Annotated in this window: 16 protein-coding genes and 2 tRNA genes; 1 reads left to right on the top strand and 17 read right to left on the bottom strand. The window is 58.2% G+C overall.

Annotated features, from left to right (window positions below):
• Positions 1–17: 17 nt before the first annotated feature.
• From nusA to rlmE, 10 genes are all read right to left on the bottom strand, one after another.
• Positions 18–1499, bottom strand: coding sequence for a transcription termination factor NusA (gene nusA / locus ACXX9E_RS09600; protein ID WP_003221546.1), 1482 nt, complete (start codon positions 1497–1499; stop codon positions 18–20).
• 47 nt (positions 1500–1546) lie between these two features.
• Complete coding sequence (rimP, locus tag ACXX9E_RS09595; RefSeq protein ID WP_007973115.1) at positions 1547–2005, bottom strand: ribosome maturation factor RimP; 459 nt, start codon at positions 2003–2005, stop codon at positions 1547–1549.
• A gap of 139 nt (positions 2006–2144) precedes the next feature.
• A tRNA-Met gene (locus tag ACXX9E_RS09590) sits at positions 2145–2221 on the bottom strand.
• 97 nt (positions 2222–2318) lie between these two features.
• Positions 2319–2404 (bottom strand) — tRNA-Leu (locus ACXX9E_RS09585).
• Positions 2405–2426: 22 nt separating this feature from the next.
• A complete protein-coding gene (gene secG, locus ACXX9E_RS09580) occupies positions 2427–2813 on the bottom strand; it encodes a preprotein translocase subunit SecG (RefSeq protein ID WP_027610782.1) in 387 nt (128 codons plus the stop codon).
• 4 nt (positions 2814–2817) lie between these two features.
• Complete coding sequence (tpiA, locus tag ACXX9E_RS09575; protein ID WP_016986498.1) at positions 2818–3573, bottom strand: triose-phosphate isomerase; 756 nt, start codon at positions 3571–3573, stop codon at positions 2818–2820.
• Positions 3574–3638: 65 nt separating this feature from the next.
• The gene (glmM, locus tag ACXX9E_RS09570; RefSeq protein WP_458555352.1) at positions 3639–4976 is read right to left on the bottom strand and encodes a phosphoglucosamine mutase; all 1338 of its coding nucleotides are present in this window, start codon (positions 4974–4976) and stop codon (positions 3639–3641) included.
• A gap of 16 nt (positions 4977–4992) precedes the next feature.
• Positions 4993–5844 carry a dihydropteroate synthase gene (gene folP / locus ACXX9E_RS09565; protein WP_336347135.1) on the bottom strand — a complete coding sequence of 284 codons (852 nt, stop codon included), beginning with the start codon at positions 5842–5844 and terminating at the stop codon, positions 4993–4995.
• A gap of 8 nt (positions 5845–5852) precedes the next feature.
• Entirely contained in the window at positions 5853–7760 is a 1908-nt protein-coding gene (gene ftsH / locus ACXX9E_RS09560) for an ATP-dependent zinc metalloprotease FtsH (RefSeq protein WP_123464536.1), read from the bottom strand.
• Between the two features lie 202 nt (positions 7761–7962).
• A complete protein-coding gene (gene rlmE, locus ACXX9E_RS09555; RefSeq protein ID WP_123464534.1) occupies positions 7963–8592 on the bottom strand; it encodes a 23S rRNA (uridine(2552)-2'-O)-methyltransferase RlmE in 630 nt (209 codons plus the stop codon).
• Between the two features lie 101 nt (positions 8593–8693).
• Here rlmE and ACXX9E_RS09550 point away from each other — a divergent pair, with 101 nt between their 5' ends.
• Entirely contained in the window at positions 8694–9002 is a 309-nt protein-coding gene (locus ACXX9E_RS09550) for a YhbY family RNA-binding protein (protein WP_003221534.1), read from the top strand.
• A gap of 9 nt (positions 9003–9011) precedes the next feature.
• On the opposite strand, the gene ACXX9E_RS09545 is transcribed toward ACXX9E_RS09550, so the two are convergent.
• The 7 genes from ACXX9E_RS09545 to dnaK form a co-directional block, all read right to left on the bottom strand.
• Positions 9012–9416 (bottom strand): MFS transporter, encoded by a 405-nt coding sequence (locus ACXX9E_RS09545; protein ID WP_128615784.1) that lies wholly within the window; start codon positions 9414–9416, stop codon positions 9012–9014.
• Between the two features lie 28 nt (positions 9417–9444).
• Entirely contained in the window at positions 9445–9921 is a 477-nt protein-coding gene (greA, locus tag ACXX9E_RS09540; protein WP_123465972.1) for a transcription elongation factor GreA, read from the bottom strand.
• Between the two features lie 2 nt (positions 9922–9923).
• Positions 9924–13145 carry a carbamoyl-phosphate synthase large subunit gene (carB, locus tag ACXX9E_RS09535; protein WP_123464530.1) on the bottom strand — a complete coding sequence of 1074 codons (3222 nt, stop codon included), beginning with the start codon at positions 13143–13145 and terminating at the stop codon, positions 9924–9926.
• A gap of 126 nt (positions 13146–13271) precedes the next feature.
• Positions 13272–14408: a glutamine-hydrolyzing carbamoyl-phosphate synthase small subunit gene (carA, locus tag ACXX9E_RS09530; protein ID WP_123464528.1), complete on the bottom strand. Its 1137-nt coding sequence runs from the start codon at positions 14406–14408 to the stop codon at positions 13272–13274.
• A 256-nt stretch (positions 14409–14664) separates the two neighbouring features.
• Positions 14665–15468 carry a 4-hydroxy-tetrahydrodipicolinate reductase gene (gene dapB / locus ACXX9E_RS09525; RefSeq protein WP_016771766.1) on the bottom strand — a complete coding sequence of 268 codons (804 nt, stop codon included), beginning with the start codon at positions 15466–15468 and terminating at the stop codon, positions 14665–14667.
• A gap of 9 nt (positions 15469–15477) precedes the next feature.
• Positions 15478–16602 carry a molecular chaperone DnaJ gene (gene dnaJ / locus ACXX9E_RS09520; RefSeq protein WP_003221522.1) on the bottom strand — a complete coding sequence of 375 codons (1125 nt, stop codon included), beginning with the start codon at positions 16600–16602 and terminating at the stop codon, positions 15478–15480.
• A gap of 297 nt (positions 16603–16899) precedes the next feature.
• Entirely contained in the window at positions 16900–18816 is a 1917-nt protein-coding gene (gene dnaK / locus ACXX9E_RS09515) for a molecular chaperone DnaK (RefSeq protein WP_064585905.1), read from the bottom strand.
• Between the last annotated feature and the right edge of the window lie 61 nt (positions 18817–18877).

Raw genomic sequence — 18877 nt, 5'->3', positions numbered from 1 at the left:
CCTCAGGCCGCGCCTAATTACTCGAACCAGTGGGCTCGGGCGGCCATGATCAACTTGCCGGCACGATCATCGTCAATGCCGTCGATGTCGAGCAGGTCGTCAATAGACTGCTCGGCCAGGTCTTCGCGGGTAATTACGCCGCGCACCGCCAGTTCCATCGCCAAATCCTTGTCCATACCCTCAAGCGAGAGCAGGTCTTCGGCCGGATGGGCGTCTGCCAGCTTTTCCTCAGTAGCGATGGCTTTGGTCAACAAACGATCCTTGGCACGAGCGCGAAGCTCGTTGACGATATCTTCGTCAAAGCCGTCGATGTTGAGCATTTCTTCCAACGGTACGTAGGCAATCTCTTCCAGGCTGGTGAAGCCTTCATCTACCAGCACCTGAGCCAGTTCTTCGTCGACTTCCAGCTCGTCGATGAAGTTGCGCAGGATATCGCCGGTTTCTGCTTGCTGCTTAGCCTGGATGTCCGATTCGGTCATCACGTTCAGGGTCCAGCCAGTCAACTGGCTCGCCAGACGCACGTTCTGACCACCACGACCGATGGCCTGAGCCAGATTGTCTGCGCCAACGGCGATGTCCATGGCGTGGGCATCTTCGTCAACGATAATTGCCGCAACCTCGGCCGGGGACATGGCGTTGATCACGAACTGAGCCGGGTTGTCATCCCACAGGACGATATCAACACGCTCACCGCCCAACTCACCTGACACTGCCTGGACGCGCGAACCGCGCATACCGATGCAAGCGCCCTGCGGGTCGATGCGTTTGTCCTTCGAGCGAACGGCGATCTTGGCCCGCGAACCCGGATCACGGGACGCAGCCATGACTTCGATCAGGCCTTCAGCGATTTCCGGCACTTCGATGCGGAACAGCTCGATCAGCATTTCCGGCGCGGTACGCGACAGGATCAGCTGCGGGCCGCGGTTCTCGGTGCGGATTTCCTTGAGCAGCGCACGCAGGCGCACGCCGACACGGAAAGTTTCGCGCGAAATGATGTCTTCACGGGCCAGCAACGCTTCTGCGTTGTTACCCAGATCGACGATCACGTTGTCGCGGGTGACTTTTTTCACGGTGCCGGAGATGATTTCTCCCAGGCGCTCGCGATAGGCGTCAACCACTTGAGCGCGCTCGGCTTCGCGAACTTTCTGCACGATGACTTGCTTGGCAGTCTGTGCAGCAATGCGGCCGAACTCGATGGATTCGATCTTTTCTTCAACGACGTCGCCAACCTTGGCGCCAGGATGCGTTTCGGCAACCTTGCTTGGCCAGGTTTCGATGGCCGGATCGTCGAGATCATTCTCTTCAACGACCGTCCAGCGACGGAAAGTTTCGTAAGAACCGGTGTGGCGGTTAATTTCCACACGCAGGTCAACTTCGTCTTCAAAACGCTTTTTGGTAGCAGTGGCCAGAGCCAGCTCCAGCGCTTCAAAAATTACGCTTGCCGGTACGCCCTTTTCATTGGATACCGACTCAACAACCAGCAGTACTTCTTTGCTCATCGTACGCCTCGCCTTTCGCAAGCCATTGGATCCGCGGGATCCGCGTCTCAGTCAAAACTGGGAATAATGTTGGCCTTGTCGATCATATCGATCGGCAACAGGAACTCATGGTCTTCTACCTGCACCACGACGTCCTGTTCTTCTACACCGCGCAGAAGGCCCTGAAAGTTGCGTCGACCTTCAAAAGGCGAGCGCAGCTTGATCTTCACTTGTTCACCGGCAAATTTTGCAAACTGCTCAAGAGTGAACAGCGGGCGCTCCATGCCAGGCGAGGAAACTTCGAGGGTGTATTCAACGGAGATTGGATCTTCAACATCCAGTACACCGCTGATCTGACGGCTGACAATGGCGCAATCGTCCACCAGCACGCCGCCCTCTTTATCGATATAAACGCGCAACATCGAGTGACGACCCTGAGCCGAAAACTCGATCCCCCAGCATTCATAGCCCAGGGCCACGACCACCGGGGCCAGCAAGGCCTGCAACTCTTCTAGCTTGCTCGACACCTGAACCCCCTAGTGCATGATATGTGCATGCTTTGCAAAATAAAAAAATGGGCTTAACGCCCATCCTTGAAACGCCGTCGAATAGCGGCGTTGAAAGTGTCCAGCTAACAAAAAGCCCCTTAAAAGGGGCTCCTTAAACTGGTTGCGGGGGCCGGATTTGAACCGACGACCTTCGGGTTATGAGCCCGACGAGCTACCAGACTGCTCCACCCCGCGACAAAGCTGGGGCAGAAGTATACGACCGATCCCTTATAGGGTCAATGTAACCTTCCACCTGCAAGAAAGCCCGCAACAGCGGGCTCTCCTGACTAATTGGTACCGAGAAGGGGACTCGAACCCCTACACCCTATGGGCACAACCACCTCAAGGTTGCGTGTCTACCAATTCCACCACCTCGGCAAAACTACGTTTGAAACCCTTCTTACTTCTGCTCTTGAGCTGGAGGTACGTCAGTCGCTGGAGTAGCCGACTTTTGCTCTTGAAGCACCGGGACATCATCAGAAGCCGGTTGTTGTTGCTTAGGTACTTCCAACACTGCTGGATCCGGGAGACCTGCTTGAGTCAGCTGATGAGCTTTCTCTTTAGCAAAGTAACCTAACCCCAAGCTGGTTATGAAGAAACCGGCGGCAAGTATAGCAGTAAACTTACTAAGAAAGGTAGAGGAACCTTGGCTTCCGAACACAGTATTTGAAGCACCTGCTCCGAAAGACGCGCCAGCATCCGCACCTTTACCCTGCTGCAGCAAAACCAGAGCAACTACGCCCAATGCACCCAGCAGATGAAAAACGACTACGACTGTTTCCAGCATTTTTTCAGTTTCCCGCGGCGCGACAGATCGCACCGAACTCATCTGCATTCAGGGAAGCTCCACCAATGAGCCCCCCATCGATATCCGGCATGCCGAACAGTTCGACCGCATTGGCCGCCTTCACGCTGCCGCCGTATAGAAGCCGCACACCTCGTGCGACCTCAGAATTCTCTGCCGCCAACTGCTCGCGAATGGCTTTATGCACATCCTGCGCCTGTTGCGGCGTTGCAGTCAGTCCGGTACCAATAGCCCAGACCGGCTCGTAAGCAATGACTGCCTTGGCAAAGGCACCTACACCCAGCTCCTCGATGATACTGCCCAGCTGACGCCCGACAACCTCAAGAGTTTTACCGGCTTCGCGCTGCTCAAGGGTTTCCCCTATACACAACACCGGAATCAAGCCACATGCCTGTGCCGCTGCGAACTTGCGATTCAGCATCCCGTCTCGCTCGCCCATTATCTGGCGGCGTTCGGAGTGCCCGACAAGCACCAGGGAACAACCTGCATCCACCAACTGACTGGGAGCAATCTCACCCGTCAATGCACCTTGCATGGATTCCACCGCAGAGTTCTGCGCACCGACCGAAATCGACTTGCCTTTCAAGCCATCAATCACTTGATTGATATACAAGCAAGGCGGGAATACCGCGACATCAACACCGCTTGGCAAGGCCAGATGACGAAGGCCGTTGATCAGCTCAGCGACGCTGGCGCGGGTACCGTGCATCTTCCAGTTACCAGCTACCATAGGGCGACGCATGCTGTACCTCGTCGGTCAAAGTGGGCGCAGATGTTACCCAACACAATCATGGCTGGCAAGCCGAATCAGGCAGAAACTTCACTTACCAGTTTTGCCAGTTCTTCCGCATAGCCTCGAACCTGGGTTTCGTCCTCGCCTTCGACCATCACGCGCACCAGAGGCTCTGTCCCGGACTTGCGCAAAAGCACACGGCCGCGACCCGCCATCGCCTGGGTAACACGCGCACTGGCCTCCTTGACAGCCGGATGCTCGAGCGGGCTTTCACCGCCACCAAAACGCACATTGATCAGCACCTGAGGACACTTGCGCAAAGCTTGCCGGGTTTGCGCCAGCCCTTCGTTTCGAGTCTTGAGCGCCATCAACACCTGCAATGCAGCGATGATCGCGTCGCCAGTCGTGGTGTGATTGAAGCAAACGATATGCCCCGAGTTTTCACCGCCGACCAACCAGTTACGCTCCAGCAACTCGGCGATCACATAGCGATCACCGACGTTGGCACGAATGAACGGAATCGAAAGATCCGCCAGCGCCAGCTCGAGCCCCAGGTTACTCATCAGAGTGCCGACTACGCCGCCCTGCAATTTGTCACGCTCATGCAGGTCACGCGCGATGATGAACAACAACTCGTCACCATCGACAATGGCGCCCGTGTGATCAACCATCAGCACCCGGTCACCATCGCCATCGAAGGCAATCCCCAGATCGGCGTGCTCAGCCATCACTGCCGCCTGCAACTGCCCCATATGGGTCGAGCCGCAGTTTTCATTGATGTTCAGGCCGTTCGGCTGCGCTGACAAGACGACAACTTCTGCGCCCAGCTCGCGAAAGACGCTCGGCGCCACCTTATAGGTCGCACCATGGGCACAGTCGATGACAATCCTGAGGCCGGCAAAACTGGTGCCGGTCGGCACACTGCTTTTACAGAATTCGATGTAGCGACCAGAGGCGTCATTGATGCGCGACACCTTGCCGATCTTGCTCGACTCGACCACGGTCATCGGCGTATCGAGCAACTCTTCGATCATCAGCTCCAGCTCATCGGGCAATTTGGTGCCTTTGCCGGAGAAGAACTTGATGCCGTTATCGTCATGCGGGTTGTGCGAAGCACTGATCACGATGCCGGCCTCAGCCTGGAACGTGCGCGACAGGTAGGCAATCGCCGGCGTCGGCATCGGTCCGAGCAGCATCACATCGGCACCCGCCGATGTCAGACCGGCCTCGAGCGCCGATTCGAACATATAACCGGAAATCCGCGTGTCCTTGCCGACCAGCACCCTGCAGGCGCCCATCTTGCGGAACGCCATGCCGGCAGCCCAGCCGAGCTTGAGCATGAAGTCAGGAGTAATCGGGTATTCACCGACGCGACCACGAATGCCGTCGGTACCAAAATATTTCTTGCTCATAAGTGCTCCATCATTCTTATTCGGCTGATTCCACGGCTTCGATCATCCGCACCACATCTACCGTTTCCGCCACATCATGGACCCGCAATATACGCGCACCTTTGACCGACGCCAGTGCCGCCAGCGCCAGACCGCCATGCAGACGCTCGCCCACGGGACGATTCAATGCATGTCCGATCATGCTCTTGCGCGAAACACCAACCAACAACGGCCGCCCCAGCGCATGCAGGGCTTCCATATGCTTGAACAAGCTTAGATTGTGCTGCAGGGTTTTGGCGAAACCGAAACCGGGGTCGAGAATGATCCGATTGGCCGGGATACCCGCCAATGCACATTGAGCCATGCGCTCTGCGAGAAACTCGCCGACTTCCCGGGTGACATCCTGATACTGCGGATTGTCCTGCATGTCGCCAGGCTCACCCAGCATATGCATCAGGCACACCGGCAGGCCAGTGGCGGCGGCTGCGTCCAGCGCACCATCGCGCCGCAGGGAGCGCACATCGTTGATCAACCCGGCACCCAGTCGCGCAGTTTCACGCATGACCGCCGGCGTTGAAGTGTCAACCGAGATAACCACATCCAGTTCGCGATTGATCAGTTCAACGACGGGCGCCACGCGCTCCAGCTCCTCCAGAGGAGAAACCGCTCGCGCACCTGGCCGGGTCGATTCGCCGCCGACATCAATCAGCGTCGCGCCAGCCAGCACCATGGCTTCGGCATGGCGCAAGGCTGCGTCGTGCTGGCTGTAACGGCCACCATCAGAGAAAGAATCGGGAGTGACATTGAGAATGCCCATGACGTGTGTCCGGGCCAAATCAAGAACCCGGTTGCCGCAAGGCAACCGGGTCAGGGACTGTACAGAAGTCATTTCAAACCTTAAACGTCAGCAGCCGGACCGCCGATCGGTGTTTCCGGACGCTCGTCCTGAACCACTGGAGGTGGAGGTGTACCCGTGCCGCCGGACCAGTCGCGAGGCTCGCGAGGAGTACGACCCGCCATGATGTCGTCGATTTGTTCAGCGTCGATCGTTTCGTACTTCATCAACGCATCAGCCATGGCGTCGAGCTTGTCACGGTTGTCCGTGAGGATCTGCTTGGCCGTGCCGTAGCACTGGTCGATGATGCTGCGCACCTCGGAGTCGATCAGCTTGGCTGTCTCGCCGGAGAAGCTGGCACTCTGACCGCCACCGCCGCGACCGAGGAACACCTCGCCTTCTTCTTCGGCATACATCAGCGGGCCGAGCTTTTCCGACAGACCCCACTTGGTCACCATGTTCCGTGCAATCTGGCTGGCACGCATGATGTCGTTGGACGCGCCGGTGGTGACACCGTCAAAGCCCAGGGTCATCTCTTCAGCGATACGGCCGCCGTACAGCGAGCAGATCTGGCTGATCAATGCACGTTTGGACAGGCTGTAGCGATCCTCTTCCGGCAGGAACATGGTTACACCCAGCGCGCGACCACGCGGAATGATCGACACCTTGTACACCGGATCATGCTCTGGCACTACACGACCGACGATAGCGTGGCCGGCTTCATGATAAGCAGTGTTCTGCTTTTCCTTCTCGGACATGACCATCGACTTGCGCTCGGCACCCATCATGATCTTGTCTTTGGCCAGTTCGAACTCTTTCATTTCAACGATGCGTTTGCCGCTACGCGCAGCGAACAGCGACGCTTCGTTGACCAGGTTAGCCAGGTCAGCACCAGAGAAGCCCGGAGTACCACGCGCGATAACGGCCGGAGCAACGTCGTCACCCATTGGCACTTTGCGCATGTGAACCTTGAGGATCTGCTCGCGACCACGGATGTCCGGCAAGCCAACCACCACCTGACGGTCGAAACGGCCCGGACGCAGCAGCGCCGGGTCAAGCACGTCAGGACGGTTGGTGGCAGCGATTACAATGATGCCGTCGTTCATCTCGAAGCCGTCCATCTCTACCAGCAACTGGTTGAGAGTCTGCTCGCGCTCGTCATGACCGCCGCCCATGCCGGCGCCACGATGGCGACCGACGGCGTCGATTTCGTCGATGAAGATGATGCAAGGCGCGTGTTTCTTCGCCTGCTCGAACATGTCACGTACGCGGCTGGCACCGACACCGACGAACATCTCGACGAAGTCAGAACCGGAAATGGTGAAGAACGGCACCTTGGCTTCGCCGGCAATCGCTTTGGCCAGCAGGGTTTTACCGGTACCCGGAGGGCCGACCATCAGCACACCGCGAGGAATGCGACCGCCCAGACGCTGGAACTTGCCCGGATCACGGAGGAACTCAACCAGTTCACCCACTTCTTCCTTGGCTTCGTCGCAACCGGCAACGTCAGCCAATGTGGTTTTCACCTGATCTTCAGACAACAGACGCGCCTTGCTCTTGCCAAAGCTCATCGGCCCGCCCTTGCCGCCGGCTCCACCCTGCATCTGGCGCATGAAGAACATGAACACCGCGATGATCACCAGGATCGGGAAGCTGGCCACCAGAAGCTGGGTCCAGATGCTTTGCTGCTCAGGCTGCTTGCCTTCGACCACGACGTGATTGTCGACCAGGTCGCCGATCAGGCCATTGTCCTGGATCGCCGGACGAATGGTCTTGAAGCTATCGCCATCGTTGCGCTTACCGGTAATCACATAGCCATCAACGGCTACGCGCTCGACCTTGCCATCCTTGACCTGCTGGATGAAGTCGGAATAGTTGAGGGTCTGCGGCTCGTTAGGGCTGGAGAAGTTGTTCATCACCGTCACGAGGACTGCCGCGATGATCAACCACAGGATCAGATTCTTTGCCATATCGTTCAATTAACTACCCTCTGAAGCAAGCTCCGCTACTGGCGCGCGCTTCGCATGATATTCACCGGCCTAACTTACTACATTACCTACAACTCTGGCAGGCGCCGTCTGTAACCCTTTGTGAAACACTTTCTACACAATATTCGCTTATGCACACGGGGCAAAATACGAAAAACCTATCACCCCGGCAAAAAACCTCGTGTTACTCACTACGCCCGCGGTAACCCCAGGCCAGCATGTACTGCTCGCGGGAACTGCCGCGGGAGGAGTCTGGCTTGATCATCTGGATCTTGTCGAATTTCCGACGAGCATCCTTCAGGTAAACATCAAAACCTTCGCCCTGAAAAATCTTGATCACGAAATTGCCACCCGGCTTGAGTATCCGTTCCGCCAGATCAAGCGCCAGTTCACAAAGGAACATGGCTTTTGGCATGTCCACTTCAGGCGTACCACTCATATTGGGGGCCATATCGGAAATCACAAGGTCTACCTGCGAATTACCCACGGCCTCAAGGATCCGCGCGAGCACTTCGTCCTCGGTGAAGTCCCCCTGAATGAAATTCACGTCCGGAATACTGTCCATTTCCAGAATGTCCGAGGCGATCAGGCGCCCCTGACCACCGATCAACCGGCTCGTGACCTGCGACCAGCCACCGGGCGCCGCGCCAAGGTCGACAACGCTCATGCCGGAACGGATCAGCTTGTATTTCTCCTGGATCTCCAGAAGCTTGTAACTCGCACGCGAGCGGTAGCCATCCTTCTGCGCTTGCTTCACATAGGGATCGTTGACATGTCTTTTCAGCCAACCAAGGCTTGTCTTGGAACGCGCCATTGGGCACCTCGATGATAAGGGTCGTGATTAATTGGGCGGATCCACGAACCCTCGGGTAAAATGGCCGCCATTTTACAGAATCCAGACGAAAGGGTCAGATTATGCCGCTCACTCCAGAGCAGAAGAAACAGTACAAATCCATTGGCCACCATCTGAAACCAGTTTTGACTGTGGCTGACAACGGTTTGACTGAAGGTGTGCTAGCCGAACTTGAACGCGCCCTGGCGGATCACGAGCTGATCAAGATCAAGCTCAATATCCTCGATCGCGAGTCGCGCCTGGCGCACATTGCAGAGCTGTGCAAGGTCGGCAAAGCGGACCTGGTACAGGTCATCGGCAAGATGGCACTGGTTTACCGCAAGAACTTCAGCGTCAACAAGCAGCTGTCGAACGTTCATCGCTTCAAGTGATGACAAGGGTCAAGGGTGTGCTTCGCGCACCCTGCCACCCCATCCCGGCACCGGTTGCAGCACCAGCACCAGCCCGGAAAACCCCAGAATCAGAAAGCTGAACACCTGCCAGCGCTGCGCATCCGGCCAGCCGACACGTATTGCGACAAACATCGCGCACGCATACAACGCCATCAGCAGCACCTGACCGCGAAAATCCCGCCATAGACTGGCAAGGCCTTCGGCCTGTACCAGCACCAAAGCCTGAAAAATCACGCATGCGGCGGCGAATCCCACCACCAGCACTTCAAATGCACTGGCCACTTCATCGACCAACAGCGGTGCCAGGCCGATTTTGCCCAACACCGGCTGCAAGCCAAGATGAATCAGCCATAGACCGCCGACCCAAAGCATCTGGGTCAGCTGCCAAAGCATGGCGCCCGCACGCAGCGGGCGCCCGTTTTCAGATGTGACGGACTTCGACAATCTCGTACTCGATAACGCCACTTGGCGTTTTCACGGCAACCACATCGCCCTCTTCCTTGCCGATCAGGGCGCGGGCCAGCGGCGAGCCGACCGAAATCTTGCCGAGTTTGAAGTCAGCCTCATCCTCACCCACGATGTGGTAAGTGACGCTTTCATCCGTCTCGACGTTAGCGATTTCGACGGTGGTCCCGAAGATCACTTTGCCAGTGTGCGCAATGGTCGTGACGTCGATGATGACCTGATTCTGAATCCGGCCTTCGATGTCACGAATCCGCGCCTCGACCATGCCTTGCTGTTCGCGGGCGGCATGGTATTCAGCGTTTTCTTTCAAGTCACCCAACTCGCGGGCCGTACCGATATCCTGGCTGAGCTTCGGACGGACGACCTTGGTCAGGTGAGCATGCTCTTCTTCCAGGGCGCGAGCGCCCTGAACAGTCATTGGGTACTTGGTTATGCTCATGCCTTCAATCCTGCGTGTAGATCCTGCAAGCGGCGTACGGTCTTCTCGGGACCGAACTTCAGCGCTTCACAGATAGCTTCGCCCGCAGCAATGGTCGTGGTGCAGTAAATCTTGTGCTGCAGGGCATTACGACGAATGGAGTACGAATCAGCGATCGACTGACGACCTTCAGTGGTGTTGATGATCAGCGTGACTTCGTCATTCTTGATCATGTCGACCACGTGCGGACGACCCTCGGTCACCTTGTTCACACGGCGCACTTTCAGGCCTGCGGCTTCGATCAGCTTGGCAGTCCCGGCAGTGGCAACCACTTCGAAGCCCAAGTTGATCAGATCACGGGCCACGCCTGCAACCAGTGGCTTGTCATCGTCACGCACGCTGATGAACGCGGTACCGCCAGTCGGCAGCACTTCGCTGGCGCCCATCTGGGCCTTGGCGAAAGCTTCACCGAAAGTGTCGCCGACGCCCATCACTTCACCGGTGGACTTCATCTCTGGGCCGAGGATCGGGTCCACACCAGGGAATTTGGCGAACGGGAACACCGCCTCTTTCACGCTGTAGAAGTTCGGGATGATTTCTTTGGTGAAGCCGATTTCCTGCAGGGTCTTACCGGCCATCACGCGCGCAGCGATCATGGCCAGGGAGACACCGATGCACTTGGAAACGAACGGCACGGTACGGGAAGCGCGCGGGTTGACTTCGATGACGTAGATGTCTTCGCCCTGCAGCGCCAGCTGCACGTTCATCAGGCCGACAACGCCCAGTTCCAGGGCCATTTTCTTGACCTGTTCGCGCATCTCGTCCTGGATGTGCGCCGGCAGCGAGTAAGGCGGCAGCGAGCACGCGGAGTCACCGGAGTGAACACCCGCCTGTTCGATGTGCTGCATGATCGCGCCGATCACCACATCTTTGCCGTCGCAGACCGCATCCACGTCCATCTCGATGGCGCAGTTGAGGAAGTGGTCGAGCAGCACCGGGCTGTCGTTGGACACTTGCACTGCGTCACGCAGGTAGCGCTTGAGTTCGTCTTCCTTGTAAACGATTTCCATCGCACGACCGCCCAATACGTAGGACGGGCGCACCACCAGCGGGTAACCGATCTTGGCGGCAGCACGAACGGCTTCGTCTTCGCTACGCACGGTGGCGTTTGGCGGCTGACGCAGGTTCAGGCGCTCAACCATTTGCTGGAAGCGCTCACGGTCTTCGGCACGGTCAATGGCGTCAGGGCTGGTGCCGATGATCGGCACGCCAGCAGCTTCCAGGGCTCGCGCCAGTTTCAGCGGAGTCTGGCCGCCGTACTGGACGATCACGCCTTTCGGCTTCTCGACGCGGCAGATTTCCAGCACGTCTTCCAGAGTTACCGGCTCAAAGTACAGGCGGTCGGAAGTGTCGTAGTCAGTGGAAACGGTTTCCGGGTTGCAGTTGACCATGATGGTTTCGTAGCCGTCTTCGCGCAGTGCGAGGGCAGCATGTACGCAGCAGTAGTCGAACTCGATGCCTTGGCCGATACGGTTCGGACCGCCGCCCAGGATCATGATCTTGTCACGACCCGACGGTGCAGCTTCGCACTCTTCCTCGTACGTCGAGTAGAGGTACGCGGTGTCGGTGGCGAACTCGGCGGCGCAGGTGTCAACGCGCTTGTAGACCGGGAATACTTCCAGCTTCTGGCGGTGAGTACGCAGGTTTTTCTCGGTCACACCCAGCAGCTTGGCCAGGCGCTGATCGGAGAAGCCTTTGCGCTTGAGCTTGAACATCAGATCGCGGTCGATCGCGGACAGACCGAGGGTCTTGACCTTCTCTTCGTCCTTGATGAGATCTTCGATCTGCACCAGGAACCAAGGGTCGATCATGTTCATGGCGAAGATATCTTCGACAGTCATGCCGGCACGGAAAGCGTCTGCCACGTACCAGATGCGCTCAGCACCCGGCACGGTCAGTTCGCGCTTGAGCACGCTCATGCTTTCCGGATTGCTCAGGTCGAGCTTCTCGTCCAGACCGCAAACGCCCACTTCCAGGCCGCGCAGGGCTTTCTGCAGGGATTCCTGGAAGGTCCGGCCGATGGCCATGACTTCACCGACCGACTTCATCTGAGTGGTCAGGCGTGCGTCAGCCTTGGCGAATTTTTCGAAGGCGAAGCGAGGCAGCTTGGTCACGACGTAGTCGATCGACGGCTCGAAGGACGCCGGGGTCTTGCCGCCGGTGATGTCGTTCGACAGTTCGTCGAGGGTGTAACCCACAGCCAGCTTGGCTGCGACTTTGGCGATCGGGAAACCGGTGGCTTTCGAAGCCAGCGCCGAGGAGCGCGATACACGCGGGTTCATTTCGATCACGACCATACGGCCAGTGTTCGGGCAGATACCGAATTGCACGTTGGAACCGCCAGTCTCGACGCCGATCTCGCGCAGTACCGCCAGGGAGGCGTTACGCAGGATCTGGTATTCCTTGTCGGTCAGGGTCTGTGCCGGAGCAACAGTGATCGAGTCACCGGTGTGCACGCCCATCGGGTCGAAGTTCTCGATCGAGCAGACGATGATGCAGTTGTCCTTTTTGTCGCGGACAACTTCCATTTCATATTCTTTCCAGCCGATCAGCGATTCGTCGATCAGCAGTTCCTTGGTCGGCGACAGGTCCAGACCACGGGCGCAGATTTCTTCGAACTCTTCACGGTTGTATGCGATACCGCCACCGGTGCCGCCCATGGTGAAGGACGGACGGATGATGCACGGGAAGCCCAGGGTTTCGAGAACCGCGTTGGCTTCTTCCATGCTGTGGGCGATACCGGAACGCGGGCACGCCAGGCCGATGGACTTCATCGCCTTGTCGAAACGCGAACGGTCTTCAGCCTTGTCGATGGTGTCAGCGTTGGCGCCGATCATTTCCACGCCGAACTTCTCCAGAACGCCTTCGCGCTCCAGATCCAGGGCGCAGTTCAGAGCCGTCTGGCCGCCCATGGTTGGCAGCACGGCGTCCGGGCGTTCTTTTTCGATGATCTTGGCAACGGTCTGCCACTTGATCGGCTCGATGTAGGTAGCGTCCGCCATGTCCGGGTCGGTCATGATGGTGGCCGGGTTGGAGTTCACCAGGATGACGCGGTAACCCTCTTCGCGCAGGGCTTTACAAGCCTGGGCGCCGGAGTAGTCGAATTCGCAGGCCTGGCCGATAACGATCGGGCCAGCGCCGAGAATCAGGATGCTTTTAATGTCTGTACGTTTTGGCATGGGTTTGTCACTCAAATCCGCAGGTCAGTCGGCAAGCCGTCTTGATCGATTTCTGAAGCCTCGAAGGGGCCGCCGGGGTCGGGGCCGCCCTCGAGGGGCTTCTCTCTACAGTCTCAAGGCGAACGCTTAGCGTCGCTTGGCCATCTCGTTGATGAAGCGGTCAAACAGTGGCGCCACGTCGTTCGGGCCCGGGCTCGCTTCAGGGTGACCCTGGAAGCTGAACGCGCTCTTGTCGGTGCGCTCGATGCCTTGCAGGGTACCGTCGAACAGCGATTTGTGGATCGCACGCACGTTGGCCGGCAAGGTTTCTTCGTCTACCGCGAAGCCGTGGTTCTGGCTGGTGATCATCACGACGCCAGTGTCGAGATCCTGTACCGGGTGGTTGGCACCGTGGTGGCCGTGGCCCATTTTCAGGGTCTTGGCGCCGGAGGCCAGAGCCAGCAGCTGGTGACCGAGGCAGATGCCGAATACCGGGATTTCGGTTTCCAGCACTTCCTTGATCGCCTTGATCGCGTAGTCGCAAGGCTCCGGATCACCAGGGCCGTTGGACAGAAACACGCCGTCCGGCTTCAGTGCCAGTACGTCGGCAGCCGGAGTTTGTGCCGGCACCACGGTGACGCGGCAGCCGCGCTCGACCAGCATGCGCAGGATGTTCAGCTTGACGCCGTAGTCGTAGGCAACCACGTGGTAAGGCAGCTCGGAAGCGTCGATGGTCGCGTGACTGTCGGTCTTCAGATCCCAGACAGTCGAGCGCCATTCGTATTGAGTCTTGGTGCTGACGACTTTCGCCAGATCCATGCCCTTGAGGCCCGGGAAGCCTTGCGCGGCGGCGATTGCAGCTTCTTCGGAGATGTTGTCGCCGGCCATGATGCAGCCGTTCTGTGCGCCTTTTTCACGCAGGATGCGGGTCAGGCGACGGGTGTCGATACCGGCGATCGCCACAACATTGTTGGCTTTCAGGTAATCGGACAGGGACATCGTGTTACGCCAGTTGCTCGCTACCAGCGGCAAGTCACGAATGACCAGGCCAGCGGACCAGACGCGGTCGGACTCGGCGTCTTCCGGCGTGGTGCCGGTGTTGCCGATGTGCGGGTAAGTCAGGGTCACGATCTGTTGGGCGTAGGAAGGATCGGTAAGGATTTCCTGATAGCCGGTCATTGCGGTGTTGAACACCACCTCACCAACGGTTTGACCGTCGGCTCCAATGGCTTCGCCGCGAAAAATGCTGCCATCAGCAAGGGCGAGTATGGCTGGCTTAGTCAAGAAGACCTCCCGTAAATAACGCATGAAAGGGCAATCGCAGGTTGTAAAAAAGCGGAGTGACGTATGGACACGTCACCCCGCTTGTTCACTGAATTATTCTGCGCGCTTTTAGTGGACACACTAAAGCTGTAGCTTACAGAAAAAGGCTTTTTTGGTCCACCGCTAAAGAGCCTAAAAGGCCGGAGAATGCGACAGGTCGTCGCTCAGCGGGAAAAACCGGCGCAAACTGGGCGTTTGCACCGGGTTCAACAGGGGTTTAACGCAGGTCGAGCACGTCTTGCATGTCGTACAGACCCGGCTCGCGACCGTCCAGCCACAGCGCCGCACGTACCGCGCCTTTGGCGAACGTCATGCGGCTCGATGCCTTGTGCGTGATCTCGACACGCTCGCCATCAGCGGCGAACAGCACGGTGTGATCACCCACGATGTCGCCCGCACGCACGGTAGCGAAACCAATGGTTTCACGCTCACGCGCACCGGTCTGACCTTCGCGCCCGTAGACCGCAACCTTTTTCAGGTCACGCCCCAACGCATCGGCAATCACTTCACCCATGCGCACAGCGGTGCCCGACGGCGCATCGACCTTGTGGCGATGGTGAGCTTCCATGATTTCGATATCGACATCATCACCCAGCACCCGCGCAGCCGTGTCGAGCAGCTTCAGGCACAGGTTGACACCCACACTGAAGTTGGCGGCGAAGACAATTGGAATGTCCTTGCCCGCTTCGGCCAGCAATTGCTTTTCTTCGACACTGAAACCGGTCGTGCCGATGATCATCGCCTTGCCGTGCTTGCGGCAGAACGCGAGATTCTTCAGGGTCACGGTCGGGTGAGTGAAGTCGATCAGCACGTCGAACTCTTCGACCACGCGATCCAGATCACCGGACAACGGCACACCGATACGGCCCAGCGCTGCCAGCTCACCGGCATCCGCACCGACCAGCGTGCTGTCGGGACGATCCACCGCCGCCGTCAGACCGGCACCCGGCGTTTGCTGCACCGCTTCAATCAGGGTTTTGCCCATGCGCCCGGCGGCGCCCATCACTGCAATACGTCGCATGCCGACTCCTTACAAATCGCCGAAGAAGCGCTTTACACCGTCGAACCAACCGGTGGTTTTCGGCGAGTGGCTGTTGTCGTCGGCCAGGGAGCTGCGGAACTCTTCCAGCAGTTCGCGCTGACGACGGTTCAGGTTGACCGGGGTTTCGACGGCCACGCGGCACATCAGATCGCCCGCACCGCCGCCACGCACTGGCGCCACGCCTTTGCCACGCACGCGGAACTGCTTGCCGGTCTGGGTGCCTTCGGGGATTTTCAGTTTGACGCGACCGTCGAGGGTCGGAATTTCCAGCTCGCCGCCCAATGCCGCATCGACGAAGCTGATCGGCACTTCGCAGAACAGATGCTTGCCATCACGCTGGAAGATGTCGTGCTCGCGCACATTGATGACGACATACAGATCGCCTGTCGGACCACCCTGCGTACCCGCCTCGCCTTCGCCGGACAAACGAATGCGGTCACCGGTATCGACGCCGGCCGGCACCTTGACCGACAGGGTCTTGTACTCTTCGACACGACCGTCGCCGTGGCAAGAGTCGCACGGATCGGAAATGATCTTGCCCTGGCCATGGCAACGCGGGCAGGTCTGTTGTACCGAGAAGAAGCCCTGCTGCATGCGCACCTGGCCGATGCCGCCGCAGGTCGGGCACGTCGACGGCGACGAGCCTTTCTTCGCGCCGGAACCATCGCACGGCTTGCAGTTGACCAGTGTCGGAACGCGGATGTTCACGGTGGTGCCGCGTACCGCTTCTTCCAGATTCAGCTCCAGGGTGTAGCGCAAATCGCTGCCACGCTGGGCGCCACCACGGGAACCGCCGCGACCGCCACCGAAGAAGTCACTGAAGACATCGCCAAAGATGTCAGAGAAGTTCTGCCCGCCGAAACCGGCGCCACCGCCACCCATGCTCGGGTCGACGCCGGCATGACCGTATTGGTCGTAGGCCGCGCGCTTGCTGGAATCGGACAATACTTCGTAGGCCTCATTGGCCTCTTTGAACAGTTCTTCCGACGCTTTGTCATCGGGATTACGGTCCGGGTGATGCTTCATCGCCAGGCGGCGATAGGCCTTCTTCAAGTCCGCGTCGCTGGATCCACGCTCAACACCCAACACTTCGTAATAGTCACGCTTTGCCATAAGTTCTTTGCACTCTTGAGGACGTCCGGCAAACCCCTCCTGAGGATGGCCAAACTCGTTGAGCCCCAATACAGGCCCGGACCCAACTCACGTCAATTCAACGATCCTGGTCTTTGTTTCTTGTGGTACTTGCGGCGCGGAAAGCAGGAGCATTCCCGGCCATACCAGCAACACGCGAGGCTTGTCGCATGCTGTAAAAATTCACGTATTCCAGATACGCCAACGCGGGAGCAAGCTCCCGCGCGGCGACATCCTACCAGTCACCGCCGCAAGGCAGTCAACCGGCCGACCAACAACTTACTTGTGGTCTTTGACTTCTTCAAACTCGGCATCGACAACATCGTCGGCCTTTTCAGCTTTCTCGTCGTGCGGCGCCGCGCCTTCAGCAGGCTGAGCCTGTTCGGCGTACATCTTCTGGGCAACCGGAGCCGAGACTTTCGACAGCTCTTCAACCTTGGCTTCGATGGCAGCCTTGTCGTCGCCTTTTACAGCGGCTTCCAGTGCAACCACGGCAGCTTCGATCGCGGTCTTCTCTTCAGCGGTGACTTTGTCGCCCGCGTCAGCAACCATCTTGCGCGTCGAGTGAACCAGAGCATCACCCTGGTTACGGGCAGCGGCCAGCTCTTCGAACTTGCGGTCTTCCTCGGCATTCGCCTCGGCGTCACGCACCATGCGCTCGATCTCTTCGTCGGACAGACCGGAGTTGGCCTTGATCACGATCGACTGAGTCTTGCCGGTTGCCTTGTCTTTCGCGCCGACGTGCAGAATGCCGTTGGCGTCGATGTCGAAGGTCACTTCGATCTGCGGCACGCCACGTGGAGCAGGTGGAATGTCGGCCAGGTCGAACTTGCCCAGAGACTTGTTCTGCGCCGCTTGCTTACGCTCACCTTGCAGGACGTGAATGGTCACAGCGCCCTGGTTGTCGTCGGCAGTCGAGAACACTTGCGATTTCTTGGTAGGAATCGTGGTGTTTTTCTCGATCAGCGCGGTCATCACACCACCCATGGTTTCGATACCCAGGGTCAGCGGGCTGACGTCGAGCAGCAGAACGTCTTTCACGTCACCGGCCAGAACCGCGCCCTGGATCGCAGCACCCATGGCAACTGCTTCATCCGGGTTAACGTCTTTACGAGCTTCTTTACCGAAGAAATCGGTCACCAGCTTCTGTACCAGCGGCATACGGGTCTGACCGCCGACCAGAATCACGTCGTTGATCGCGCCAACGTCGATACCGGCGTCTTTCATGGCGATGCGGCAAGGCTCGATGGTGCGCTGAACCAGGTCTTCAACCAGTGCTTCGAGCTTGGCACGCGAGATCTTCACGTTCAGGTGCTTAGGACCGGTCGCGTCTGCAGTGATGTACGGCAGGTTGACGTCGGTCGACTGAGCGGACGACAGCTCGATCTTGGCTTTCTCAGCGGCTTCTTTCAGGCGCTGCATGGCCAGCGGGTCACCTTTGAGGTTCATGCCGCTTTCTTTCTTGAATTCGTCAACGAGGTAGTCGATCAGACGAATGTCGAAGTCTTCACCGCCGAGGAAGGTGTCACCGTTGGTGGCCAACACTTCGAACTGGTGCTCGCCGTCAACTTCAGCGATCTCGATCACGGAAACGTCGAAAGTACCGCCACCCAGGTCGTAAACGATCACGGTGTGATCGCCCTTGGCCTTGTCCATACCGTAAGCCAGAGCAGCTGCGGTTGGTTCGTTGATGATACGTTTAACGTCCAGACCGGCGATGCGGCCGGCGTCTTTGGTCGCCTGACGCTGGCTGTCGTTGAAGTAGGCCGGAACGGTGATTACCGCTTCGGTCACTGGCTCGCCGAGGTAGTCTTCGGCGGTCTTCTTCATCTTCTTCAGGATTTCAGCCGAGATTTGTGGCGGTGCCATTTTCTGGCCGTTCACTTCTACCCAGGCGTCGTTGTTGTCAGCCTTGACGATCTTGTAAGGGACCATCTGGATGTCTTTTTGCACAACTTCTTCGTCGAAACGACGACCGATAAGACGTTTTACTGCGTACAGGGTGTTGTGCGGGTTGGTCACTGCCTGACGCTTGGCCGACTGACCTACCAGGATTTCGCCATCGTTGGCGTAAGCGATGATCGACGGCGTGGTGCGCGCGCCTTCAGCGTTTTCAATAACCTTGGCCTTGCCGTTTTCCAGCACGGAGACGCAGGAGTTGGTAGTCCCCAGGTCGATACCGATAATTTTGCCCATGTTCACTCTCCCGAAACTTTGGATTTTGTTGCCGCAGCAGTGGTGGCTAACTGCGGTAATA

This window comes from Pseudomonas sp. GNP014, from assembly GCF_054344005.1.
This window is presented reverse-complemented; position numbering and strand designations above follow the sequence as displayed.